This is a genomic window from Pseudomonas sp. 58(2021) (genome assembly GCF_017491585.1).
Taxonomy (GTDB): Bacteria; Pseudomonadota; Gammaproteobacteria; order Pseudomonadales; family Pseudomonadaceae; genus Aquipseudomonas; species Aquipseudomonas fluorescens_BT.
In genome coordinates this window covers 248,081-272,828 of sequence record NZ_JAFGYZ010000005.1, presented here as the reverse complement: position 1 = coordinate 272,828, position 24,748 = coordinate 248,081, and the positions used below count along the sequence as shown (strand labels likewise).

The 24,748-nt window shown below is 61.3% G+C and carries 21 protein-coding genes and 1 other RNA gene; 13 read left to right on the top strand and 9 right to left on the bottom strand.

Annotated features, from left to right (window positions below; genetic code table 11):
* Positions 1-145: 145 nt before the first annotated feature.
* From zipA to J5M72_RS08270, 5 genes are all read left to right on the top strand, one after another.
* Positions 146-1,012 (top strand): cell division protein ZipA, encoded by an 867-nt coding sequence (gene zipA / locus J5M72_RS08290; protein WP_169429577.1) that lies wholly within the window; start codon positions 146-148, stop codon positions 1,010-1,012.
* Between the two features lie 87 nt (positions 1,013-1,099).
* Complete coding sequence (gene ligA, locus J5M72_RS08285; protein ID WP_207865110.1) at positions 1,100-3,457, top strand: NAD-dependent DNA ligase LigA; 2,358 nt, start codon at positions 1,100-1,102, stop codon at positions 3,455-3,457.
* 68 nt (positions 3,458-3,525) lie between these two features.
* Positions 3,526-4,692 (top strand): putative zinc-binding metallopeptidase, encoded by a 1,167-nt coding sequence (locus J5M72_RS08280; protein WP_207865108.1) that lies wholly within the window; start codon positions 3,526-3,528, stop codon positions 4,690-4,692.
* Positions 4,693-4,803: 111 nt separating this feature from the next.
* An RNA gene (gene ffs / locus J5M72_RS08275) (signal recognition particle sRNA small type) lies at positions 4,804-4,900 on the top strand.
* A 231-nt stretch (positions 4,901-5,131) separates the two neighbouring features.
* Positions 5,132-7,090 carry a hypothetical protein gene (locus J5M72_RS08270; RefSeq protein WP_169429580.1) on the top strand — a complete coding sequence of 653 codons (1,959 nt, stop codon included), beginning with the start codon at positions 5,132-5,134 and terminating at the stop codon, positions 7,088-7,090.
* A gap of 9 nt (positions 7,091-7,099) precedes the next feature.
* Here the strand turns inward: J5M72_RS08270 and J5M72_RS08265 are convergent, their stop codons facing one another.
* The gene (locus J5M72_RS08265; RefSeq protein ID WP_207865106.1) at positions 7,100-7,849 is read right to left on the bottom strand and encodes a transporter substrate-binding domain-containing protein; all 750 of its coding nucleotides are present in this window, start codon (positions 7,847-7,849) and stop codon (positions 7,100-7,102) included.
* A gap of 145 nt (positions 7,850-7,994) precedes the next feature.
* Between J5M72_RS08265 and dnaX the strand changes: the two genes are divergently transcribed.
* The 5 genes from dnaX (at position 7,995) to J5M72_RS08240 (ending at position 13,664) form a co-directional block, all read left to right on the top strand.
* Complete coding sequence (dnaX, locus tag J5M72_RS08260) at positions 7,995-10,073, top strand: DNA polymerase III subunit gamma/tau (protein ID WP_207865104.1); 2,079 nt, start codon at positions 7,995-7,997, stop codon at positions 10,071-10,073.
* A gap of 67 nt (positions 10,074-10,140) precedes the next feature.
* Positions 10,141-10,479: a YbaB/EbfC family nucleoid-associated protein gene (locus tag J5M72_RS08255; RefSeq protein ID WP_007951650.1), complete on the top strand. Its 339-nt coding sequence runs from the start codon at positions 10,141-10,143 to the stop codon at positions 10,477-10,479.
* Positions 10,480-10,741: 262 nt separating this feature from the next.
* Positions 10,742-11,776, top strand: coding sequence for an NADP-dependent oxidoreductase (locus tag J5M72_RS08250; protein WP_207865102.1), 1,035 nt, complete (start codon positions 10,742-10,744; stop codon positions 11,774-11,776).
* Positions 11,777-11,842: 66 nt separating this feature from the next.
* Complete coding sequence (gene recR / locus J5M72_RS08245) at positions 11,843-12,445, top strand: recombination mediator RecR (RefSeq protein WP_085711931.1); 603 nt, start codon at positions 11,843-11,845, stop codon at positions 12,443-12,445.
* Positions 12,446-12,515: 70 nt separating this feature from the next.
* Positions 12,516-13,664 carry an acyl-CoA dehydrogenase family protein gene (locus J5M72_RS08240; protein WP_207865100.1) on the top strand — a complete coding sequence of 383 codons (1,149 nt, stop codon included), beginning with the start codon at positions 12,516-12,518 and terminating at the stop codon, positions 13,662-13,664.
* A 127-nt stretch (positions 13,665-13,791) separates the two neighbouring features.
* On the opposite strand, the gene J5M72_RS08235 is transcribed toward J5M72_RS08240, so the two are convergent.
* Positions 13,792-14,340 carry an adenine phosphoribosyltransferase gene (locus tag J5M72_RS08235; RefSeq protein WP_003223345.1) on the bottom strand — a complete coding sequence of 183 codons (549 nt, stop codon included), beginning with the start codon at positions 14,338-14,340 and terminating at the stop codon, positions 13,792-13,794.
* A gap of 78 nt (positions 14,341-14,418) precedes the next feature.
* Positions 14,419-15,153 (bottom strand): fumarate/nitrate reduction transcriptional regulator Fnr, encoded by a 735-nt coding sequence (fnr, locus tag J5M72_RS08230; protein ID WP_007951654.1) that lies wholly within the window; start codon positions 15,151-15,153, stop codon positions 14,419-14,421.
* Positions 15,154-15,299: 146 nt separating this feature from the next.
* On the opposite strand from fnr, the gene J5M72_RS08225 reads away from it, so the two are divergent.
* Positions 15,300-15,782: a hypothetical protein gene (locus tag J5M72_RS08225; RefSeq protein ID WP_207865098.1), complete on the top strand. Its 483-nt coding sequence runs from the start codon at positions 15,300-15,302 to the stop codon at positions 15,780-15,782.
* On the opposite strand, the gene hemN is transcribed toward J5M72_RS08225, so the two are convergent.
* From hemN to ccoG, 6 genes are all read right to left on the bottom strand, one after another.
* The gene (gene hemN / locus J5M72_RS08220; protein WP_011333280.1) at positions 15,779-17,161 is read right to left on the bottom strand and encodes an oxygen-independent coproporphyrinogen III oxidase; all 1,383 of its coding nucleotides are present in this window, start codon (positions 17,159-17,161) and stop codon (positions 15,779-15,781) included. The genes J5M72_RS08225 and hemN overlap by 4 nt on opposite strands.
* A 143-nt stretch (positions 17,162-17,304) precedes the next feature.
* The gene (locus tag J5M72_RS08215; RefSeq protein WP_039770036.1) at positions 17,305-17,988 is read right to left on the bottom strand and encodes a sulfite exporter TauE/SafE family protein; all 684 of its coding nucleotides are present in this window, start codon (positions 17,986-17,988) and stop codon (positions 17,305-17,307) included.
* On the bottom strand, positions 17,981-18,193 hold the full coding sequence (ccoS, locus tag J5M72_RS08210; protein WP_007951659.1) for a cbb3-type cytochrome oxidase assembly protein CcoS: 213 nt from the start codon (positions 18,191-18,193) through the stop codon (positions 17,981-17,983). The genes J5M72_RS08215 and ccoS overlap by 8 nt, the downstream gene beginning before the upstream one ends.
* 22 nt (positions 18,194-18,215) lie before the next feature.
* A complete protein-coding gene (locus tag J5M72_RS08205) occupies positions 18,216-20,666 on the bottom strand; it encodes a heavy metal translocating P-type ATPase (protein ID WP_207865096.1) in 2,451 nt (816 codons plus the stop codon).
* A gap of 320 nt (positions 20,667-20,986) precedes the next feature.
* Positions 20,987-21,526 carry a FixH family protein gene (locus J5M72_RS08200; RefSeq protein WP_207865094.1) on the bottom strand — a complete coding sequence of 180 codons (540 nt, stop codon included), beginning with the start codon at positions 21,524-21,526 and terminating at the stop codon, positions 20,987-20,989.
* A gap of 11 nt (positions 21,527-21,537) precedes the next feature.
* Positions 21,538-22,953, bottom strand: a complete 1,416-nt coding sequence (gene ccoG, locus J5M72_RS08195) for a cytochrome c oxidase accessory protein CcoG (protein ID WP_169429590.1) — start codon at positions 22,951-22,953, stop codon at positions 21,538-21,540.
* A 463-nt stretch (positions 22,954-23,416) separates the two neighbouring features.
* Between ccoG and J5M72_RS08190 the strand changes: the two genes are divergently transcribed.
* Together J5M72_RS08190 and J5M72_RS08185 are read left to right on the top strand one after the other, a co-directional pair.
* Positions 23,417-24,424 (top strand): metallophosphoesterase, encoded by a 1,008-nt coding sequence (locus tag J5M72_RS08190; protein ID WP_169429591.1) that lies wholly within the window; start codon positions 23,417-23,419, stop codon positions 24,422-24,424.
* Between the two features lie 65 nt (positions 24,425-24,489).
* Complete coding sequence (locus tag J5M72_RS08185; RefSeq protein ID WP_207865092.1) at positions 24,490-24,714, top strand: hypothetical protein; 225 nt, start codon at positions 24,490-24,492, stop codon at positions 24,712-24,714.
* Positions 24,715-24,748 lie beyond the last annotated feature (34 nt).

The window sequence follows — 24,748 nt, the reverse complement described above, 5'->3', positions numbered from 1 at the left end:
CTTTGGTCGTGCTAGTTTAATGTCAATTTTTCGTATACGTGGGCAAAACGCCTGTCAGAACATAGAGTTGGCGCCACGTTTTAAAGCGGTTTGCACAATGTAAACCCCTTATTTTTCAGCATTTTTTATAGAGGCACGGGATTACATGGAAATCGGTCTGCGCGAGTGGCTGATCGTCATCGGCATCATTGTGATAGCCGGTATTCTTTTCGATGGCTGGCGCCGTATGCGCGGCGGCAAGGGAAAACTGAAATTCCGTCTTGACCGAAGTCTGTCCAACCTGCCGGACGAGGACACCAGCGCTGAGCTGTTGGGCCCGGCCCGCGTGCTGGATACCCATAAAGAGCCGCAACTGGACGAACACGACCTGCCATCGGTGAGCATGCCGGCCCGCGAACCACGCGAGCCTCGCGAATCCGGTTCCAAGCGCGGCAAGCGGGGCGGCAACGGTCCGGCCCAGGGCGACCTGAACCTTGATCTGGATCTGGACGGCGGCCCTAGCTTCAGCAGCCGCGACGATGATTTCGTCGAGCCTGCCGCCAAGGCGTCGCCGGCAGTGGCCGATAAAGATCAGCCGCAAGCCGAAGAAGTGCTGGTGATCAGCGTGATCTGCCGCGATCCGGCCGGCTTCAAGGGCCCGGCACTGCTGCAGAACATTCTGGAAAGCGGTCTGCGTTTCGGCGAGATGGACATTTTCCACCGTCACGAAAGCATGGCTGGCAACGGTGAAGTCCTGTTCTCCATGGCCAACGCGGTCAAGCCGGGCATCTTCGATCTGGACGACATCGACCATTTCAGCACTCCGGCGGTGAGCTTCTTCCTCGGCCTGCCAGGCCCGCGTCATCCGAAGCAGGCCTTTGACGTGATGGTCGCGGCAGCCCGCAAGCTGTCCCAGGAACTGAACGGTGAATTGAAAGATGACCAGCGCAGTGTCCTGACCGCGCAGACCATCGAGCACTACCGTCAGCGCATCGTCGAATTCGAACGTCGCGCCCTGACCCAGAAGCGTTGATTGAAAAGGTTGCCTCGCGATAAAGAGGCAATCGGCAAAATAGATTGAGCAGCCTCGGCTGCTCTTTTGCTTTATGAGAGAACACCCATGACTGCCGCCAAAGACCGCATTCTAGAGCTGCGCGCTGAACTCGATCAGCACAACTACCGTTACCACGTCCTCGATGAACCGAGCATTCCGGATGCCGAGTACGACCGGTTGTTCCACGAGCTCAAGGCGCTGGAAGCGGCCAACCCGGAACTGATCACCAGCGACTCGCCGACCCAGCGCGTCGGCAGCGTGGCGTTGACCGCGTTCACCCAGGTGCGTCACGAAGTACCCATGCTCAGCCTTGGCAACGCTTTCGAAGAAACCGACATGCGTGAGTTCGATCGCCGGGTGACCGAAGGTCTGGACTTGCCGGCCGGCGACCTGTTCGGCGGTGGCGCGGCGGTGGAATACAGCTGCGAGCCGAAGCTCGATGGCCTGGCGGTCAGCCTGTTGTATCAGGACGGCTTGCTGGTGCGCGGCGCCACCCGCGGCGACGGCACCACCGGCGAAGACATCAGCGTCAACGTCCGCACCGTGCGCAACATCCCGCTGAAGCTGCACGGCACAGGCTGGCCGGCGACCCTGGAAGTGCGCGGCGAAGTGTTCATGTCCAAGGCCGGTTTCGAACGCCTCAACGCCTCGCAACTGGAAGTCGGCGGCAAGACCTTCGCCAACCCGCGCAATGCTGCCGCCGGCAGCCTGCGTCAGCTGGATTCGAAGATCACCGCCAACCGCCCGCTGGAATTCTGCTGTTACGGCATCGGACAGGTGTCCCACGATATTTCCGACACTCACATCGGCAACCTCAAGCAACTGCAAGCCTGGGGCCTGCCGATCAGCCACGAATTGAAACTGGCCAAGGGCATCGGCGAATGCCTGGATTATTACCGCGACATCGGTGAGCGCCGGAACGCGCTGGCTTATGAAATCGATGGCGTGGTGTTCAAGGTCAACAGCATTGCCGACCAGCGCGAACTGGGCTTTCGCGCACGTGAACCGCGCTGGGCCATTGCGCACAAATTCCCGGCGATGGAAGAACTCACCGAATTGCTCGACGTGGAATTCCAGGTCGGTCGTACCGGTGCTGTCACGCCTGTGGCGCGGTTGAAACCGGTCAAGGTGGCCGGCGTCACCGTGGCCAATGCCACGCTGCACAACATGGACGAAGTCGCCCGGCTGGGACTGATGATTGGCGACACAGTGATCATTCGCCGCGCCGGTGACGTGATACCGCAAGTGGTACAAGTGGTCATGGAGCGCCGCCCTGAAGATGCGCGGCCGGTGCAGATTCCCGAGAGCTGCCCGGTGTGCGGATCTCACGTCGAGCGCACGCAACTGGTCAAGCGCAGCAAGGGCAAGGAAACCATCAGCGAAGGTGCGGTGTATCGCTGCGTCGGCCGACTGGCCTGCGGTGCGCAACTCAAGCAGGCGATCATTCACTTCGTCTCCCGTCGGGCGATGGACATCGAAGGACTTGGCGACAAGAGTGTCGAGCAACTGGTCGACGAAGGTCTGGTCAGTTCGCCGGCCGATCTCTACGCCCTGAAGTTCGACGACATCGTCGACCTGGAAGGCTTTGCAGAGGTGTCGAGCAACAAGTTGCTGGCCGCCATCGAAGACAGCAAGAAACCGGGGTTGGCGCGCTTCATTTATGCGCTGGGCATTCCGGATGTCGGCGAGGAGACGGCCAAGGTGCTGGCGCGTTCGCTGGGGTCGCTGGAGCGTGTTCAGCAAGCCTTGCCGCAAGTGCTGACGTACCTGCCGGACATCGGCCTGGAAGTGGCCCACGAGATTCACAGCTTCTTTGAGGATGCGCACAACCAGCAGGTGATCACCGAGTTGCTGGGTCACGGTTTGCAGATTCAGGATCAGGGTGAGCTGGGCGCCGAGTTTGCCGCCAGCACCACCCTGGGCGGCTTCCTCGACAAGCTGCACATTCCTTCGGTCGGGCCGGGCGGGGCGCAGAAGCTGGCGGACAAGTTCGAGTCGCTGGAAGGGGTGATGAACGCTGACTGGCTGGACATGCGCCAGGCATTGCCGGAGAAGCAGGCCAACTCGGTTCGCGAGTTTTTCGCCTTGCCCGAGCATCGTCAACTGGCTGAAGACGCCGAGAAGCAACTGCGCGCTTTTGGCATGCACTGGAAGAGCGAAAAGAAAGTCGTCGAAGGCCTGCCGCTGGCCGGGGAAACCTGGGTGTTGACCGGCAAGGTCGAGCTGATGAGCCGCGACGTCGCCAAGGAACACCTGGAAAGCCTCGGCGCCAAGGTCGCCGGCTCCGTGTCGGCCAAGACTCACTGTGTGGTGGCCGGGCCGGGTGCCGGGTCGAAACTGACCAAGGCCAACGAACTGGGCGTGAAAGTGATGGATGAAGAGGCGTTTATTGCGTTCCTGAAAGGGCACGGTATCTCCGCCTGACGCAACGCGCGGGAACGATCAACTCGCGGGAATGATCTAGTCTTGGCAAGCCCAAGGGAGAGATCGCCATGTACCGCTTTTTCGAGCAGCTCAGTTCCCGCATTGTCGCGCCGTTCATGGGCGAATCCTCGCGCAACAGCAAGGTCTGGCCGTGTCGCTGCGGCCAGTCACTGTTCTTTCGCAACAGCCAGTGCCTGGCTTGCAACGCGGCGCTGGGTTATCAACCGGAACACAGTCGGCTGACCTCGCTGCAACCGGGGCCGCAGGAAGGCACCTGGACGCTGGACGTCGATCCCGAGGCCGGGCTGTTCCGGCGCTGCGCCAACCTCGATACCCCGGCGGCCTGCAACTGGCTGCTGCCCGCCAACGATCACGACACGCTGTGCGCGGCCTGCGCTCTGAACCGCACCATCCCCGATCTTTCCGTCCCGGAAAACCCCGAACGCTGGCGCAAGGTGGAAATCGCCAAACGCCGACTGGTGGCGCAACTGATCAGCCTCGGCCTGCAGGTCATCCCGAAAACCGTCGATGAAGACCCTGGTCTGGCGTTCGATTTCATCGGCGTCGATCTGCAAGGCAACGCGCCCATGACCGGCCATGCCAACGGCCTGATCACCCTCGACATCGCAGAAGCCGACGACGCCCACCGTGAGCGGGTCCGGGCGCAGATGCACGAGCCTTATCGCACGTTGCTCGGGCACTTTCGCCATGAGGTCGGGCATTACTACTGGGATCGACTGATCGACAACGGCCCGTGGCTGGGTTCGTTCCGCAACCTGTTCGGCGACGAACGCGCCAGTTATGCCGAGGCGCTGGAGCGGCATTATCAACAGGGCGCGCCGGCGGACTGGTCGCAGCATTACGTCAGCGCCTACGCCACCATGCACCCGTGGGAAGACTGGGCGGAAACCTGGGCGCATTACCTGCACATGATGGACGCGGTAGACACGGCGCTGGGTTTCGGCATGAGCGCCCGGGAGATGGACCTGGACTACCAGCCGTTTCCGTCGAGTGCGCTATACGACCCCGAACATCCCGGGGGCACGGCGTTCCTGTCGTTCGTCAACGCGTGGATCGAACTGGCGGGCATGCTCAACGAACTGTCGCGCAGCATGGGCCAGCCGGATTTCTATCCCTTCGTCCTGCCGCCGGCGGCGATCGCCAAGCTGCACTTCATTCATCTGGTGATCCAGCAGGAGGGCGGCCGCGCGGACGAGGTGCTACAGGCGCAATAGCAAGTGCTTGAAGCCCTTCATATTTTTAATCTGCAACCAGCGGTTGTAACTTCGTCTCAGATAGGTACAATGGCGCGGCTCGCCGACAGGTGAGTGTCGTTATGGTGACCCTATCGGTCCCCCCGCAACGATTACCCGTGAACCTGGTCAGAGCCGGAAGGCAGCAGCCACAGCGGGAACATTGTGTGCCGGGGTGTGGCTGGTAGGGTTACCACCTTAACGAACATCGAACGAATCGACACCGAACTGCATGGGTTTCGCCCACTGCGGTTTTTTTATGCCTGCGATTTGGCGGTTCGTACCCAACCCCCTGCTCGTGAGGGCGCCGACACGGGGTAATCATTTGCTCTTCAATCCCGCATACTCGCAGCCACCGAAATAAATGAAGAGTCTGGCCAGGATCGACCCAGCAAGGTCTGCGCCCTGGCCGCGAGGTTTTATGCTCCCGGAACATTCCGATCTATCCAGCCCTGTGTTCTTGCCCGTCACGGATGAAACCTGCGCGAACCTGTTGCAGGCGAGTGGCACCAAAGCCCTCGAAGCCCTGACCGATCCCGAGTTGGCGGCAGTGCTGGTCATCCAGAATCTGGTGCAGACGTCAGAGCAGGATCTCGGTGCAGCTGCGGCTGAGAAGATTCTGGCCAAGCTCTTGTCCTGGGCTGTCGAAAAACGTCAGTCATCGACTGCCGGTCTGCTGTCCGAGGCGCAGCGACTGTTCGACCCGCGCAAACTGTATTTCGGCCTGAAGGTTCTCAAACCTCTGAACCTGCGTTTTCTGCTTTGCGAAGAAGTGTCCGCACGCGATTATTTGTTGCCCGATGGTCAATGGGATTTCGAATACAAGGTTCGGCGCCATCGCCGTCATGACCCGTTCAGCCAGCCGATAGTGACGCCCCGGCACCGTGAGCGCTGGTTGAGCCCGGCCCAGGACAAACTGGTCAGGACCTTTCGCGCCAACCTGGATGAAGACCTGCACGTTCAAGGCTATGCAGGAATCGGCAAAAGCCATCTGCTGGTGGCGCTGCTGGAACATCTTCGCCCGGAAAAGACCCTGTTGCTGGCGCGCACTCCGGCCAAGCTGGAAGTCCTTCGCCAGCGCATGGTGGGGTCAAGCGAGAAGAAGGCCGGCAAAACCTTTCTGGCATTTGCACAGTCGCTGATGCTCGGTCGCAGGCCTCAGGCCGAGGGGGCAGCTCGAGTCCCGAGTCGGCAGGCACTGGCACAGGAACTGAACATCTACGGTTTTCGCCACTACGACGGGCAGGCGACCCTTGAGCTCTGCCTCAAAGTGATCGAGCGCTACTGCCGTTTCCGCGACCACACTTTCTCCGCGAAGCATCTACCGCATTTCAACCAGCCGCTCTCGAGCGTGGATGCTCAGGTTCTGTTGGAGTATTCGAGCCGGGTGTGGGGCTACCTTGAGCTCAATCCGGCATGGGGCAGTCAGACCGGGTTCGAAGCGCTACTGATGATCAAGCGGGCCTGCATTGCCGGCTGCGCGGTGTCATCACGCTACACGCACGTGCTGATCGACGAGAGTCAGGACATTCCCGGGTCACTGTTACAGATCATCGAACGTGGCCGCCAAGTGTTGATCACCCTCGGCGACGAGTACCAACAGGCCAGCGGCGTGCCGGTCAAACGCCAGCGTGAGGTTCGCCAAAGCGATATCAGCTATTCCGTGCGCTCGGGCCGCAACGTCGAACGGCTGGTCAATCCGCTGATCGCCCGGCACTCGCAGAAGGGCAAGATTCCGTTCGAAGGCGCCAGTGATGCTGACGTCGTCATCAAGGAATATCCGGAAGGTTTCGTGCCATCCGAAGGTAGCGTCGTGCTGACGGCATCGCCCTGGGACACCATGATCTGGGCCATCCACCTGCACGATTCCAATTGCAAGTTCAGATTCTCCGACAAGCGAACTCAGGATGATCTGAAACATTTCATGGCCACGGCCATCGAACGGTTCAAGCCGGAGTTCTACCGCTCCGAATTCAGCGAAAATGGCGTGCACCCGTACTTCAGCGACCTGCCCGACTGGCAAGCCGTGTGCGACGCCAATCAGTTCGACGAGTCGTTTTTGCGGGTCAAGGCCAAGCTGGAAAACGGCTTCATGATTGCCGATCTGACGCGCCTGAACCGAATGATCGACAACGCCGGCAACAGTTGCCTGCTGATGCTTGCGGAGGAGGCGGGTGGCATGGAGTTCGACAAAGTGCTGCTGACTCCCGGCCTGCTGACCAACGAGAAATTCAAGGATGCCTACGCGTTCGATCAGCGGATCTGCGCCGTGTACATCGCCATCTCCCGCGCCAGGCTGAAGCTCTATGTGCCGTACGATGTGGTTGCGTGGGTCGAGTATCACGAATACCAGAAATTCCGCGATACGGCGGGGCATTGATGGTCTGGCTCACGGTTCGCCACCCGCGCTGCCGGTATACAACCGAATAATGTCGTCAATCTCCCCCGACATTTTCATCCGCAGCAACGTCCTCAATATCCGCTGCACCGGCACATTCGGATCATTGCGCACATAGCAGCCGACCTGCTGCTCCTGCAACACCGCCACCGCTTGCAGTTGCTGCCCCGGCAGCAGGCGCTGGTTGAACCAGTCCAGGGTCCATTGATTGCTCACGGCGTAGCGGTAACGGCCAGCCAGCAGCTTGTCCAGGACCTGTTCCTGATTGCGCGCATCTTCGCGCCATAACCGGTCGGCGTCGAACAGTGGCTGAAGCGTGGGGTAGCTGTAACCGAGCACGGTGCCGATCGACTGACGGGGAAGGTCGGCCGGGTCGGACTGGGTCGGCAATCCCTGACGACTGATCAGCAGGTCGCGCTGGAAGAACAGCGGGATGCTCCAGATGTAATCGCCGGACAGGTTCGGCAACCAGGATTGTGCGGCATAGCAGCGCACGTCGACTTCGCCGTGTTCCATGGCGTTCTGCACCCGGGCGCGGGGCAGGACGTGAAATTGCGCCGGCACGCCGACCTGGGTCGCCAGGCTGAGCATCATGTCGTAGAGGATGCCCTGGGTCGGGCGGCCGCGTTCGATCTGCACCATCGGCATCGCCCAGCTGTCGGCAACGGCGAAGCGCAGCGGCGGTTGCGACGCCATCGCGCTCAGGCTGATTCCCAGTATTGCCCCCACGGCCCACCGCATAAACGCTCCGGTAATTCCCGATCCCGAGCCGACAAAAGCCCTCGCCCATGCAGCTTAGCCAGAATAGACGAGCACACCGGATGCAATTTTGCCCTTGCTCCGCTAGCATTAGCCGCTTCTGCTTCCTTTGCCGCGACGGTTTTCGATGAGTTATCAGGTTCTTGCACGTAAATGGCGTCCGCGCTCGTTCCGCGAAATGGTCGGCCAGACCCATGTGCTCAAGGCTCTGATCAATGCCTTGGACAGCCAGCGCCTGCACCACGCCTACCTGTTCACCGGGACGCGGGGCGTCGGCAAGACCACGATTGCGCGGATCATCGCCAAATGCCTGAACTGTGAAACAGGTATCACTTCAAGCCCCTGCGGCGAGTGTTCGGTGTGCCGCGAGATCGATGAAGGCCGCTTCGTCGACCTGATCGAGATCGACGCCGCGAGCCGGACCAAGGTCGAGGACACCCGCGAGCTGCTCGACAACGTGCAGTACGCCCCGAGCCGCGGGCGCTTCAAGGTCTACCTGATCGACGAAGTGCACATGCTCTCCAGCCATTCCTTCAATGCGCTGCTCAAAACCCTCGAAGAGCCGCCGCCCTACGTCAAGTTCATCCTGGCGACCACCGACCCGCAGAAACTTCCGGCAACGATTTTGTCGCGATGCCTGCAGTTCTCCCTGAAGAACATGACGCCCGAGCGTGTGGTCGAGCATTTGACGCATGTCCTGACCGCCGAAAACGTACCGTTCGAAGACGACGCCCTGTGGCTGCTCGGCCGCGCGGCCGATGGTTCGATGCGCGACGCCATGAGCCTGACCGACCAGGCCATCGCCTTCGGTGAGGGCAAGGTTCTGGCCACCGACGTACGGGCGATGCTCGGCACGCTGGACCATGGTCAGGTCTATGACGTACTGCATTCCTTGATCGAGGGTGACGCCAGGGCGTTGCTCGAAGCCGTGCGTCATCTGGCCGAACAGGGGCCGGACTGGAACGGCGTGCTCTCGGAAATTCTCAATGTGCTGCACCGTGTCGCCATCGCCCAAGCGTTGCCGGAAGGTGTCGACAATGGCCACGGCGACCGTGACCGGGTGCTTGCACTGGCCCAGGCCTTGCCGGCCGAAGACGTGCAGTTCTACTACCAGATGGGCCTGATCGGTCGCCGTGACTTGCCGCTGGCGCCGGACCCGCGAGGCGGTTTCGAAATGGTGCTGCTGCGGATGCTGGCCTTCCGACCCGCAGACACGGCGGACGCCCCGAGGCAACCGCTAAAGCCAGTGGGAATCAGCCAGGCCACAGTTGATTCCGCAAACTCAGTGGCTGCCGCGCCGAAACCTGCGCCGGTAGTTGCTGCGGCTGTTGCGCCGGCTCCGGTAGCTGCACCTGTGCCAGCTCCCGAGCCCGCACCGGTTGCCCCGGTGCTTGCGCCTGAACCCGTTCCTGAGCCCGAGCCCGAGCCGGTCGCCGTCGAAGAAGTCGTCGATCTGCCGTGGAACGACCCGGTAGAGCCGGCGCCTGTGCAGCAGCCAGCGGTCGAGCCGGTGCTGGAAACCACCGCCGAGCAGCCGGACCTGCCGCCAATGCCGCTGCCGACCCCGGACAGCGTCGTGCCGGACGCACCGGAGTGGGCCGCCGCGCCGATCCCCGAGCCATCGGTAGCCGACGTCGATGCCGCCACACCGGGCATGGACATGGACGACGAGCCGCCGCTCGACGAGGATTACATCGAGCCGGACATGGATTCGGCCTACAGCTACCTCGACGATCTGGCCAGCGAGCACGCCGCAGAGCCAGCCCCCGAACCCGAGCCGGAGCCCGCCGCCGCGCCGGCCACCGGCCTGGCTCTGCAATGGCTGGAGCTGTTCCCGCAACTGCCGATCTCCGGCATGACCGGCAGCATCGCCGCCAACTGCACGCTGATCGCGGTCGATGGCGACAACTGGCTGATGCACCTGGACCCGGCCCACAGCGCCTTGTTCAACGCCACCCAGCAGCGTCGTCTGAACGATGCGCTGAACCAGTTCCACGGGCGCACGCTGACCCTGACCATCGAGCTGATCAAGCCCGAGCAGGAAACCCCGGCCCAGGCCGCGTCCCGGCGCCGTGCCAACCGTCAGCGCGAGGCGGAGGAGTCGATCCACGGCGATCCGTTCATCCAGCAGATGGTGCAGCAGTTCGGCGCGGTCGTGCGACACGATACTATTGAACCTGTCGACGCCCTGGCCAGTCAGGGCTAATAACTGAGGGCGTCCGGCCGGTTTGGCCGGGCGCTGTTTTGATCCAAGTACTTTTGAGGTGATTCCCATGATGAAAGGTGGCATGGCCGGCCTGATGAAGCAGGCGCAGCAGATGCAGGAAAAAATGGCCAAGATGCAGGAAGAGCTGGCCAACGCCGAAGTCACCGGCAAAGCCGGTGGCGATCTGGTCACCGTGGTGATGACCGGTCGTCATGACGTGAAGAAAGTCAGCATCGATCCGAGCGTACTGCCGGGCCTGGACGAAGATGACCGCGAAGTGGTCGAGGATCTGGTGGCCGCTGCCGTCAACGCCGCCGTGCGTCAGATCGAAGCCAACAGCCAGGCGAAAATGGGCAGCATGACCGCTGGCATGAACCTGCCGGCCGGTATGAAACTGCCGTTCTGATTCGCCTTGGCGGGTTGGATGAGCTACAAAAAATGCCAGGCATCGCGCCTGGCATTTTTGTTTCCGGCCGGTAGAGATGTGTTGGCTGTAATGACGCCTTCGCGAGCAAGCCCGCTCCCACATGGGATTGCATTTCAAATGTGGGAGCGGGCTTGCTCGCGAAAGCGTCAACACGATTTGCCGGAATAAACATCGAACACCCCACCGCCCCAAGGGTCTGCTTCCTATACCCTCGAATTCACCCTTCACAGGAGACGCTGACATGTCCGACCCTCTGACCCTCAATCAACGCTTCGTGCTGGCCTCGCGGCCGGTGGGCGCGCCGACGCCCGAGAACTTCCGTCTGGAGCGTGAGGCGCTGCCTGACCTTGAAGACGGCCAGGTGTTGCTCAAGACCCTGTACCTGTCGCTCGATCCCTACATGCGCGGACGCATGAGTGACGCGCCGTCCTACGCGGCGCCGGTACAAATCGGCGAGGTCATGACCGGCGGGGCTGTCAGCCGGGTCGAACAGTCGCGTCATCCGAAATTCCACCCCGGCGATCTGGTCGTCGGTGCCACCGGCTGGCAAAGCCACAGCATCAGCGACGGCCGCAACATCATCCCGATCCCGTCCGGCCTGCCGAGCCCGTCGATGGCGCTCGGCGTGCTGGGCATGCCCGGCATGACCGCCTACATGGGTTTGATGGACATCGGTCAGCCGAAAGAGGGCGAAACACTGGTGGTCGCCGCCGCTTCCGGCGCAGTGGGCTCGGTGGTTGGCCAGGTGGCGAAGATAAAAGGCCTGCGCGCCGTCGGCGTGGCCGGCGGTGCCGAGAAGTGCAAATACGTGGTTGAGGAACTGGGCTTCGACGCCTGTATCGATCACAAGGCGCCGGACTTCGCCGAGCAGTTGGCCAACGCCTGCCCGAAAGGCATCGATATCTACTATGAAAACGTCGGCGGGCATGTCTTCGATGCGGTGGTTCCGCTGCTCAATCCCAAGGCGCGGATCCCTCTGTGTGGCCTGATTGCCGGTTACAACGCAACGGAAGCGTCGAAAGGCCCGGATCGCTTGTCTGCCTTGCAGCGCACCTTGCTGACCAAGCGCGTACGGATTCAGGGCTTTATTGTGTTCGACGATTACGGCGACCGTCAGCCGGAATTCATCAGCGCCATGGTGCCGTGGGTGCGCGATGGCAAGGTGAAATTCCGCGAAGACGTGGTCGAGGGCCTGGAGCAGGCGCCGCAAGCGTTTATCGGACTGCTGGAGGGGCGCAACTTCGGCAAACTGGTGGTGAAGGTCGCCCAGGACTGAGGATTTGACGCTGGCCGGAGGCGCGGGTATAAACCGCGTCTCGTTGTTTTGTCGGACTTTTTCCCCATGAGCTTCAGCCCTTTGATTCGCCAACTGATCGACGCCCTGCGAATTCTGCCGGGCGTGGGTCAGAAAACTGCCCAGCGTATGGCGTTGCAGTTGCTCGAACGTGACCGCAGCGGCGGCACGCGCCTGGCCCAGGCCTTGAGTCAGGCCATGGAAGGGGTCGGACACTGCCGCCAGTGCCGCACGCTGACCGAAGACGATCTGTGCCCGCAATGCGCCGATACGCGCCGTGACGACACGCTGTTGTGCGTGGTGGAAGGGCCGATGGATGTCTACGCGGTCGAGCAGACCGGATTCCGTGGCCGTTACTTCGTGCTCAAGGGGCATCTGTCGCCGCTGGACGGGCTCGGCCCGGAAGCCATCGGCATTCCGCAATTGATGGCGCGGATCGAAGAGGCGGGCACTTTTACCGAAGTCATCCTCGCCACCAACCCGACCGTGGAAGGTGAAGCCACTGCGCACTACATTGCCCAGTTGCTCAACAACAAAGGTTTGATCGCCTCGCGCATCGCTCACGGCGTGCCGCTGGGCGGTGAACTGGAGCTGGTGGACGGCGGCACGCTGGCCCACTCGTTTGCCGGGCGCAAGCCGATTTCCCTCTGAGCCCACAATCCTGTTGAAAACCAAGCAAGCGCTCGGTTAAGTTCGGCGAACCCTTCCATGGAGTTCGCCGATGCCCGCCTTCCAGGAATACTTCGACCTCAGCCACCAAATGGTCCGCGACAGCGTCAGACGTTTCGTCGAGCGCGAGATCCTGCCGGACATCGATGCGTGGGAGGAAGCCGAGAGCTTCCCCCGTGAGCTGTATCTAAAGGCCGGTGCAGCCGGCATCCTCGGCATCGGTTATCCCGAAGCACTGGGCGGCAGTCACGAGGGTGACCTGTTCGCCAAGATCGCCGCCAGCGAAGAACTGATGCGCTGTGGCTCCGGCGGGCTGGTGGCCGGACTCGGCTCGCTCGACATCGGTTTGCCGCCGATCGTCAAATGGGCCCGGCCCGAAGTGCGTGACCGCGTCGTGCCTCTGGTACTCCGTGGCGAGAAGATCAGCGCCCTGGCGGTGACCGAGCCGGGCGGCGGTTCCGATGTCGCCAACTTGCAGACCCGCGCCGTACGCGATGGCGATCATTACCGGGTCAGCGGCAGCAAAACCTTCATCACCAGCGGCGTGCGCGCCGACTTCTACACCGTCGCGGTGCGTACCGGCGCGCCCGGTTTTGGCGGCATCAGCCTGTTGTTGATCGAGAAGGGCACACCCGGTTTCACCGTCGGCCGGCAGCTGAAGAAAATGGGCTGGTGGGCGTCGGACACGGCTGAATTGTTCTTCGACGATTGCCGGGTGCCTGTAGGAAACCTGATCGGCGCTGAAAACATGGGATTCGCCTGCATCATGGGCAACTTCCAGAGCGAGCGTCTGGCCTTGGCGCTGATGGCCAACATGACCGCGCAACTGGCACTGGAAGAGAGTTTGAAGTGGGCGAAGGAGCGTGAGGCGTTCGGCAAACCCATCGGCAAGTTCCAGGTGATCAAGCATCGCCTCGCGGAAATGGCCACGGCGCTGGAGGTCTCACGGGAGTTCACCTACCGGCAGGCGGCGAAGATGGCGGCGGGGCAGAGCGTGATCAAGGAAATCTCCATGGCCAAAAACTTCGCCACGGACACCTCGGACCGCATCACCACCGAAGCGGTGCAGATTCTTGGCGGGTTGGGTTATATGCGCGAAAGTCTGGTGGAGCGGCTGTATCGGGATAACCGCATCCTGTCGATTGGCGGCGGGACGCGGGAAGTGATGAACGAGATCATCAGCAAGCAGATGGGACTTTAGATTTTGCAGTGAGGCTGGTGGCCCTTTCGCGAGCAAGCCCGCTCCCACATTCGATCGTGTTCCATCAGGGGAATACGGTCGAATGTGGGAGCGGGCTTGCTCGCGAAGGCGTAATGGCAGGCGCCGCTTACTTGTCGGTCAACGCAAACTGCGTCAGGCAGAACGTCGGAATCCCCATGTCCTCCAGACGCTGCGAACCACCCAGCTCCGGCAGATCGATGATCGCCGCCGCTTCATGAACGCGGGCGCCCATGCGGCGGATCAGGTTGGCCGCTGCGATCAGCGTGCCGCCGGTGGCGATCAGATCATCGAACATCACCACCGAATCGCCTTCGCACAGGCTGTCGGCGTGCACTTCCAGAAACGCTTCGCCGTACTCGGTCGCGTAACCTTCGGCCAGTACGTCCGCCGGCAGCTTGCCTTGCTTGCGGAACAGTACCAGCGGCTTGTTCAGCTGATAGGCCAGCACCGAACCGATCAGAAAACCACGCGCATCCATCGCGCCGATGTGGGTGAAGTCGGCTTCCACGTACCGGTGGGCGAAGCTGTCCATCACCAGGCGCAAAGCCTTGGGCGACTGGAACAGCGGCGTGATGTCGCGAAAGATCACGCCCGGTTTCGGGAAATCGATCACAGGGCGGATCAGGGATTTGATGTCGAAGGAGTCGAAGACCATCGTCGAGGTGTCCTGGCAGGGCTGCAAACGGCGCAGTATACCCGCGGCTGAAACGATACGCTCGGCCGCGGGGCGAGATCAGACTTCGAGCGAGCCGCCGGCCAGGGCGCAGAGCTGGATCGGGTCGAGGATATGGATTTCCTTGCCTTCGGCGGCGATCAGTTCGTTCTGCTGGAAGCGGGTGAAGACCCGGGACACGGTTTCCACCGCCAGCCCCAGGTAGTTGCCGATTTCATTGCGCGACATGCTCAGGCGGAACTGGTTGGCCGAGAACCCGCGAGCGCGGAAACGCGCGGACAGGTTGACCAGGAACGTGGCGATGCGCTCGTCGGCGGTTTTCTTCGACAGCAGCAACATCATTTGCTGATCATCGCGGATTTCCCGGCTCATTACACGCATCAACTGACGGCGCAGTTGCGGCAATTGCAGGGCCAGTTCGTCGAGGCGTTCGAACGGAATTTCACAAACCGAAGTGGTTTCCAGCGCCTGGGCGGAAACCGGGTGTTTCTCGGTGTCCATGCCGGACAGGCCGACCAGTTCGCTCGGCAGGTGGAAGCCGGTCAGTTGCTCTTCGCCGGTGTCGCTCAGGCTGAAGGTCTTCAGGGCGCCGGAGCGTACTGCATAAACGGAATCGAAGGTGTCGCCCTGGCGGAACAGGAACTCACCCTTTTTCAACGGGCGGCCACGTTTAACGATTTCGTCCAGCGCATCCATGTCTTCCAGATTCAGCGAAAGTGGCAGGCAGAGAGGGGCCAGGCTGCAATCCTTGCAATTAGCCTGGTTATGAGCGCGCAGTTTAACTGGCTCGGACATTTCTTAAATCCTTGTGGGAAAACACACATAAGGCGTAAGGGTAACCCAGCGGAGGACATTCAGGCCAGCGATTGCCTGCACGGCATAAAGCTGCAGGGACGACGGCCGATAAACAGGTATCTGACGGCTTGCAAGGAACCGCTTCGATGACTGCTATTGGTACGCTGCCCCCCAGTAACAACGGCGTTGCGTCGTTGCCGGAAAGTGCAGAGACCGCCCTCGGCCATAAGGCCGGCACAGATGAAGCATCATTGGGAACCCCGACCTTGGTCGAGGGCGTCAAAGTGTCGCTGTCCGATGCCGCCATTGAAAAATCCGCCGGTGCCGGCGGGAAAAACCGTGATATCGAGGAAAGCGGTTTGCCGGAAAACGTTCAGCAATTGCTGAAGATGATTCGCAAGTTACGCCAGCAGATCGCCGAGAAGAACGCCCAGATCAACGCGCTGATGGCCAGCAAGACCCTCTCCAGCGAAGAGCGATTCGCCAAAATCTCGGCTCTCAAAGGCGCCATCTCTGCCCTCAACAACGGCCTGATCACCGCCAACCTGTCCCTGGCCAAGGTCATCGGCCAGTCGGGCCTGACCTCGGACCAGAACCTGAAAACCAACGCCTTGCTGATGAAAAGTTAAATCACCCGCGAGAACCGCTGACGGTTCTGCTGTTCCAGGTACGCATCGAACACCATGCACACCGAACGCACCAGCAATCGGCCGGCCGGCAGCACGGTGATGCGCTCGCGATCCAGTTCGATCAGCCCGTCCTGCGCCATGCCCTGCAATTGCGGCCAGAGCGCGCCGAAGTAACCCTGAAAATCGATGTTGAAACTGCGCTCGATCTCGGCGAAATCCAGGCTGAAGTTGCAGATCAGTTGCTGAATCACTGCGCGGCGCAGGCGGTCGTCGGCATTGCACACCAGGCCACGACTGGTGGCCAGTTGCGCGCCCGCGAGGGTGTTCTGGTAGTGATTGAGATCGCTGCTGTTCTGGCAGTACAGGTCGCCGATCTGACTGATCGCCGACACGCCCAGACCGATCAGGTCGCAATGACCGTGGGTGGTGTAGCCCTGGAAGTTGCGTTGCAGGGTCGATTCTTCCTGGGCAATCGCCAGCTCATCGTCGGGCAGGGCGAAGTGGTCCATGCCGATGTAGCGGTAGCCGGCAGCAGTCAGTTGTTCGATGGTGCGTTGCAGCATTTCCAGCTTTTGCGCCGGGCTCGGCAGTTCGTTGCCGTTGATCCGCCGCTGCGGCATGAAGCGTTCCGGCAGGTGCGCGTAGTTGAACACCGAGAGCCGGTCCGGTTGCAGGCTGATGACTTCCTCGACGGTGCGGGCGAAGTTGTCCGGCGTCTGTTTGGGCAAACCGTAGATCAGGTCGATGTTGATCGAGCGAAATTGCAGGGTACGCGCCGCGTCGATCACCGCGCGGGTTTCTTCCAGGCTTTGCAGGCGATTGACCGCCCGTTGCACCGCCGGGTCGAGATCCTGCAGGCCGATGCTGACTCGGTTGAAGCCCAGCTCACGCAGCAGGCCCATGGTCGACCAGTCGGCTTCGCGCGGGTCGATCTCGATGCCGTAATCGCCGGAGTCGTCATCCAGCAGATTGAAATGCTTGCGCAGGTGCGCCATCAGTTGCCGCAATTCATCGTGGCTGAGAAAGGTCGGCGTGCCGCCACCGAAGTGCAGTTGCTCGACTTTCTGCGCCGGGTCGAGGTGGCAGGCGATCAGCTGGATTTCCTGCTCGAGCCGTTGCAGATACGGCAGTGCGCGGCCGCGATCCTTGGTGATGACCTTGTTGCAGGCGCAGTAGTAGCAAATGTTCGCGCAGAACGGCACGTGCACGTACAGCGACAGCGGGCGCAGGGCCTTGCGGCTGTCGCGCAGGGCGTGAAACAGGTCGAAGGTGCCGACCTGACTGTGAAATTGCACGGCCGTCGGGTACGAGGTGTAGCGCGGCCCCGCCAGGTCGTAGCGGCGGATCAAATCGGTGTCCCAACGAATGGCGTCGAGCATGCGGGCATTCCCCCGGATAGGCTGGCAGTGTGAGCGAGTCTAGGGGAGGGCGCGGCGGGGCATCTTGATTTGCATCAACGGGGATATGTGTGTTGCCAGTGCGGGCCTCTTCGCGAGCTTGCTCGCGATGGCCGCGCCGCCGATCAGTGGCCCATCAACCAGTGCTGGTGCGGCCCCGGCAGGGTCCAGATGCCGAACAGGATCACCAGCAGACCGCCGGCCATGCGCACGCTGCGTTTGCGCAACAGTGCAGTCACTCGTTCCGCCGCGAGTCCGGTCGCCAGCAACACTGGCCAGGTGCCGAGCCCGAAGGCGAGCATCAGCAGCGCGCTGTCCAGCGCATTACCCTGACTGGCCGACCACAGCAACGTGCTGTAAACCAGACCGCAGGGCAGCCAGCCCCACAGTGCGCCAAGCAGCAAGGCGCGGGGCAGGCTCGACACCGGCAGCAGACGATTGGCGACAGGCTGAATGTAACGCCATAGTCCGCGACCCAGGCTTTCGATGCGGGTCAGACCGCTCCACCAGCCCGCCAGATACAGGCCCATGGCGATCAGCAGCAACCCGGCCAAAACCCGCATGAACAGCGCGGCGGGACTGTTGGCCACCGCCCAGCCGGCCAGCCCGATCAGCAGACCGGCCGTGGCATAGCTGAGGATTCGTCCGAGGTTGTAGGCCAGCAGCAATCGAAAGCGTCGGCTGCGTTGTTCCTTGGGAATCGCCAGGGTCAGCGCGCCCATCAAGCCGCCGCACATGCCCAGGCAATGGCCGCCACCGAGCAGGCCGAGAATCAACGCAGACACCAGCAGCGGCGCCAGTTCAAGCATGGGGTGGCGCCTTGTCGTCCGGTTTGGCGGGGTTGGCTTCGTCCACAGCGGCGGTGTGGTTCGGGTCCTGGTCGTCGAACAGGATGCTGTGGGCCGGACCGTCGAGGTCATCGTACTGGCCGCTGTCCACCGCCCAGAAGAAGATGTATACGGCGATGGCCACGATCAGCAGCGCGGCCGGGATCATCACGTAGAGAGCTGGCATCTGTACTCCATGCCCGTGCGGCTCAGGCCGGCAGCGGGCGGGTTTCTGACGTGGTGTTGACGGCCGGCGCACTCGGCAGGCGAGTCAGGCGCAGGGCGTTGAGCACCACGGTCAGCGAACTGATCGACATGCCGACAGCGGCCCACACTGGCGTGATCCAGCCGAGGGCGGCGAACGGCAACATGAGGCCATTGTACAGCGCGGCCCACAACAGGTTCTCGATGATCACCCGACGGGTGCGGCGGGCCAGCGTGAAGGCCTGTACCAGCGCGTCGAGCCGGTTGGACAGCAGCACCGCATCGGCACTGGTTTTCGCCAGATCGGTGGCCGAGCCCATGGCCACGCTGATGTCCGCGGCAGCCAATACCGGCACGTCGTTGACCCCGTCGCCGAGCATCAACACCTTGCGGCCGGCCTTGTGCAGTTGTTGCAGCACTTGCAGCTTGTCGTCCGGACGCAAACCGCCCCGGGCCTCATCGATGCCCAGTTCGGCAGCGACACTGGCAACCATCGGCGAACTGTCACCCGACAGCAGCAGCGTGTGCCAGCCGCGGGCCTTGCACGCGGCGAGCAGCGCGGGGGCGTCGGCGCGCAGACGATCATCGAGGACGAACCAGGCCAACGGTCCCTGAGCGTCACCGAGCAACAACCATTGGCCCGGTTCGTCGGGCATTGATGGTACGGGCGCGCCGCTGAGATCACAGACAAAATCAGCCTGCCCAATGCGCAAACGCTGTTCTGCGACCAGGCCTTCAAGCCCGAGCCCCGGTGTGCTGTGTACCTCTTCGGCGGCCAGCGGCGCCCGGCCGAAGGCCCGGGCAATCGGGTGTTCCGAACGGTTCTCCAGCGCAGCGGCCAGGCTCAGGCACCGATCACTGTCGAGGGCGCCGAGCGGGCGGATGGAACGCAGCACCAGTCGGCCCTCAGTGAGGGTGCCGGTCTTGTCGAAAATCACCGTGTCGATCTGGTTCAGGCCTTCCAGCACATGGCCGCGTGTCAACAGCAGGCCGAATTTGTGCAGGGTGCCGGTGGCGGCGGTGAGCGCGGTCGGCGTCGCCAGTGACAATGCGCATGGACAAGTGGCAACCAGCATCGCCAGAACGATCCAGAACGCTCGCGAAGAATCCAGTTCCCACCACAGCAGGCCGATGGCGGCCGCCGCAATCAACGACAGCAACAGAAACCATTGAGCGGCGCGGTCGGCGATTTCCGCCAGGCGTGGTTTCTCTGCCTGAGCGCGATCCAGCAAACGCACGATGGCCGACAGCCGCGTGTCCTGGCCGAGCGCCTGCACTTCAACAGTCAGCGCACCTTCTACGTTCAGCGTGCCGGCGGTGACGGCATCGCCCGGTGTGCGCGGTTGCGGCAGGTATTCGCCGGTCAGCAGCGATTCATCGATGCTCGACTGACCGTCGAGGATCTTGCCGTCCGCCGGCAGCACCGAGCCGGGCTGCACCAGTACGCGGTCGCCAAGACGCAGCTCGCTGAGCAGGATGCGTTCACTGTGGCCGGCGTCGTCGAGGCGCAGGCATGAGGCGGGCAACAGATTGACCAGTTGCGCGGTGGCAGCGGCGGTGCGTTCCCGGGCGCGGCGTTCGAGGTAGCGTCCGGCGAGCAGGAAAAGCGCGAACATCCCGACTGCGTCGAAATACAGTTCGCCGACCCCGGTGATCGAGGTCCAGATCCCGGCGATATAAGCCGCGCCGATCGCCAGCGAGACCGAAACGTCCATGGTCAGATGACGAGTGCGCAGATCGCGCATGGCCCCTTTGAAAAACGGCGCGCAGCTGTAGAACACAATCGGCGTGGTGAGGAACAGCGCGACCCAGCGCAGGATCGTGTGCAGCTCCGGGCTGAGGTCAATGTTGAATTCCGGCCAGGTCGCCATGGTCGCCATCATGGCCTGGAACCACAGTAGCCCGGCAACACCGAGCTGACGCAGGGCCAGGCGGTTTTCACTGGCCAGTTGTTCGCTGGCGCGGTCGGCCTGATACGGGTGCGCGACGTAGCCGATGTGGCGCAGTTCGCCGAGGATCTGGCTCAGCGGCAACTGAGCGTCAGCCCAGCGCACATGCAGGCGATGATTGGACAGGTTCAGCCGCGCCTCGGCCACGGCGGGCAGGGTGCGCAGGTGTTTCTCGATCAGCCAGCCGCAGGCGGCGCAACTGATGCCTTCCATCAGCAGCGTGGTTTCCGCCAGCTCACCTTCGTGGCGCACGAAAGGTTGCTGCACGTCGGCGCGGTCGTACAGCGCCAGCTCGTCCACCAGTTGCACCGGCAGCGTCTCGGGGTTGGCCGAGGCTTCGCTGCGGTGCTGGTAATAGCTTTCCAGTCCACCGGCGACGATGGCTTCGGCCACGGCCTGACAGCCGGGGCAGCAGAACTCGCGGGACTCCCCGAGCACGACGGCGGTGAAGCGGCTGCCGGACGGGACGGGCAGGGCGCAGTGGTAGCAGGGGATGGGGGTGGTCATGGCATTGTCGAGGGGATAAACCCTTGGAATCGAGTGGTCCGCTTGCCCTCACCCCAGCCCTCTCCCGGAGGGAGAGGGGGCCGATCGGTGGTGGCCGGATTAATGGGTACAGTCAGCGGTATCGTCACTGGCATACATCGATTATGCAAACGCCCGAGATCAGTGCCCTCTCCCGCGGGAGAGGGGGCCGATTGATGTGGGCCGGAAAAATGGGTTCAGTCAGCGCAATCGTCACTGGCGTACATCAAGTCTGCAAGCGCCCGAGATCAGTCCCCTCTCCTGGGGGAGAGGGCTAGGGTGAGGGGGCACTTGCAGGCTGCTTACTTCTTCAGGTCTTCAGCGCCTTGCAGCGGCTCATCACCCAGCAACAAATCCTTGTCATGGCTGACCACTTCTTCTTCGAACATCCGCCACACGTGATCGTCCTGCGAACCCAGCAACTCAACAAAACGTCGGCCTTCGATCTTGTCGCTCAACTGGCCGATGTACCGACCGGTTTCAGTCTCGCTGCGAGCCAGGACGATCTTGCGATCCTTGTCCGGCTGGGTCGGCGAGATCAGGTTCAGTTCCAGGGTTTTCGGCTGGCTGTCGCCGCTCAGGCGCAGGTCGACTTCGCCGGTGACGTCATCCAGGTGCACGGCAGCGCGCATCTTCAGGGTCTGCGCCAGCAGTTCACGGTCCAGCGAACGGTTGATGCCCTTGCCGGCCTCGTAGTAGTTGTCGTTGACCAGGTTGTCCGGGTTGTTCACCGCGATGGTCACCATGGACAGGGTCAGGGTCACCGAGCAGGCCAGAATCCCGATGATGATCCACGGCCAGAGATGCTTGTACCAGGGGCTTGCGGCGTTTGCTGCGGGCATGTTCAGTTCTCTCAACGATTCTGTGGGCCGATGAACCGGCTCTTGGCTTCTACGTGGACGCTGTCGTCATCGGCATCCTTGAGGATGAATTTCACCTCGTTGGTGCTCGACGGCAGTTGTTCGGGCGCGCTCGACAGTTCGACCGGCATGCTGAAGATTTCCCCGGCCGGCACTTTGATCTCGCGCTTGCCTTGCAGGCGCAGATCCGGCAAACCGGCGGCTTCCAGCACATACGTGTGGTCGCGCTGATCCTTGTTCATGATCTTCAGGCTATAGACGTTTTCGATCCGGCCTTCGGCGTTTTCGCGGTACAGCACGCGGTCCTTGCTGACGTCGAAACCGACCAGCGAACGCATGAAGAACGCTGTCACCAGCAAGCTGATCATCGCCAGCAGCACCACGGCATAACCGATCAGGCGCGGACGCAGTTTATGGGTTTTCTGCCCGGACAGGTTGTGTTCGGTGGTGTAGCTGATCAGCCCGCGCGGGTAGTCCATCTTGTCCATGATGCTGTCACAGGCATCGATGCACGCGGCGCAGCCAATGCACTCGATCTGCAGGCCGTCGCGGATGTCGATGCCGGTCGGGCAGACCTGGACGCACATGGTGCAATCGATGCAATCGCCCAGGCCCTGGGCCTTGTAGTCGACGCCTTTCTTGCGCGGGCCACGGCTTTCGCCGCGACGCGGGTCGTAGGAGACGATCAGGGTGTCCTTGTCGAACATCACGCTCTGGAAGCGCGCATACGGGCACATGTAGATGCACACCTGCTCACGCAGCCAGCCGGCGTTGCCGTAGGTGGCGAGGGTGAAGAAGCCGACCCAGAAATACGACCAGCCATCGGCTTGCCCTGTGAAGAAGTCGAACACCAGTTCGCGGATCGGCGAGAAATAGCCGACGAAGGTCATGCCGGTGACGAAACCGATCAGCAGCCACATGGCGTGCTTGGCGAACTTGCGCAGGAACTTGTTGGCACTCATGGGTGCCTTGTCGAGCTTGATGCGCTGGTTGCGGTCGCCTTCGGTGACCTTTTCGCACCACATGAAAATCCACGTCCACACGCTTTGCGGGCAGGTGTACCCGCACCAGACCCGGCCGGCGTACACCGTGATGAAGAACAGGCCGAACGCGGCAATGATCAGCAGGCCCGAAAGCAGGATGAAATCCTGCGGCCAGAAGGTGGCGCCAAAGATGAAGAACTTGCGCTCCGGCAGGTTCCACCACACGGCCTGATGGCCGCCCCAGTTCAACCACACCGTACCGAAGTACAACAGGAACAGCGCCGTTCCACCCATCATCCGCAGATTGCGGAACAGGCCGGTGAAAGCACGGGTGTAGATTTTTTCTCGAGAGGCGTAAAGGTCGACGCTGTTGTTCGCGTTCTTGCTGGGTGGCGTGACGTCGTGTACCGGAATCTGGTTGCTCATCATTGCATCCCACGGCAGTGGAAAAATGCCTCGGTCGATACGTGCCGGCCGGGGTCAGAAAGGGTGTTGCGGTGGCGCAATGATACGCCTGTGATGCCGACGAACGGGTGCGACCTTTGGTCGCGTTGGGCAAAATCAATTGATGGTGTAATGACTTGAATCAATTGACTTGTAAGGGATTACCCTTTTTTGCCCGGCTATGACTGAGTCTAGGCGATCCGTCGCCGTTGCGCTGCCTGGTGATCTGCGTGGCTGAAAATCGGCTCGTTGCTGTCCGGTTGTCCAGACTTCGAGAAACAGGGATGAAGTAAGAAGTTCTGGTTTCTGTTAGTTGTATGTCTGAAACAAGTTTATTTAATTGTCTGTGTTGTGTGCTTTGAAAGGTTCCGTTTAATCGAATATGTTTGCGGCTGGCGATATTCAGTTGCCAGTTCGTATTCGAGTTAAATGGAGTTTCAAGGTTATGGCTTTAAATGGAGTTGTAAGGTTTCTGCTGGGTGTCTGTTTGTTTTCTTCTGTTACTTTGGCTCATGCCGTTGAGGGCATGCCACGGCATATGGTGTTCGCGTCCGATACGCAATATCCGTGGACCGACAAGACTGACAGCGGAGAGCCGGAATCCGATGCAGACTTCGAAAAACGCGCCAAGTGGCTGGTGGACAGCCAGTTGGGCAGTATTGCCGAGTTTCGAAATGCCCATGGGGGGCAGGCGGCAGTCCCGTTGATGATCAATGGTGACATGACCGCTTTCGGTCACGGTTGGCAGCGCTCGTATATGAAGTCGGCCCTGCAAAAGTACTTCAAGGACGATTATCTGTATGGTTTGGGTAATCATGATTACGAGAATAACGTGGACGACTGTTTCAGCAATAGTTGTGCGGCGGGCAGTGTTGTCGAGTTCAATGAACATCATAAGGGTAAGGTGGATAACTTTGATCTCAAGGTGACGGGTGCTTTTTTGGGTGTTCGCTATTCGGGCAGTCTCGCCTACTCGAAAAGCATCGGCGAAGTTCACCTTGTGCAGCTTAATAATGAACCCACCTACACCACGAAGATCGCTCATGCATTGAATCCGACAACCTTCAATATCACCAGCGCACTGGACTGGCTGGAAAACGATTTGAGGGTGGCGAGAGCCCAGGGTTACGCGATCATCATCAACATGCACAAGTGGGATGACTGGCAGGGAGACTGGCAACAGGAGCAACGCTTTCTGGACATGGTCGAAAAGTATCAAGTCACCGCCATCTTTGCAGGTCATTACCATAGGCGAGGGGGTGGCAAGCGCTGGATGGGTCAGGTGCCGATGTTTCTCAGCGGCGCAACGTCCCAGCAGACGTACCTGACCGCCAGCTTCTCAGGTGATCGCAAGCAGTTGCAGGTTAACCTGATCGAGAACAATGACTGGAAAAACCCGCGTTTCGTGCACTCGGTTCCGGTGAAGTCCATCTGGGCCAATCGGCCTGAGTAATGTCCGGTTCACCGCCTTCATTGGTTTTATCCGGAGCACCGGACTTTATTCAAGGATGACAATGTATGAACGAAAGCACTCTCAAGGCACTTGGCGTTACTCAGGAAGCAATTGATGCACTGAACGTCGTTCTCAATAGCGCCATTCCGGGCGTCTCCGTTGCCGCCGCGCACTTGCAAGCGGCGCTGGCAGCGCTTGAGTCGGCCGACGCTGCAGAGCAGACGAAGGAGCCGGCCAGACAACACAAACCTTCGGGCCTGGACAGTCTTGGCTCAGGCAATATTCTTTGAATCAATAGAGAGGAAACAAAAAGGCCCCGCCAGT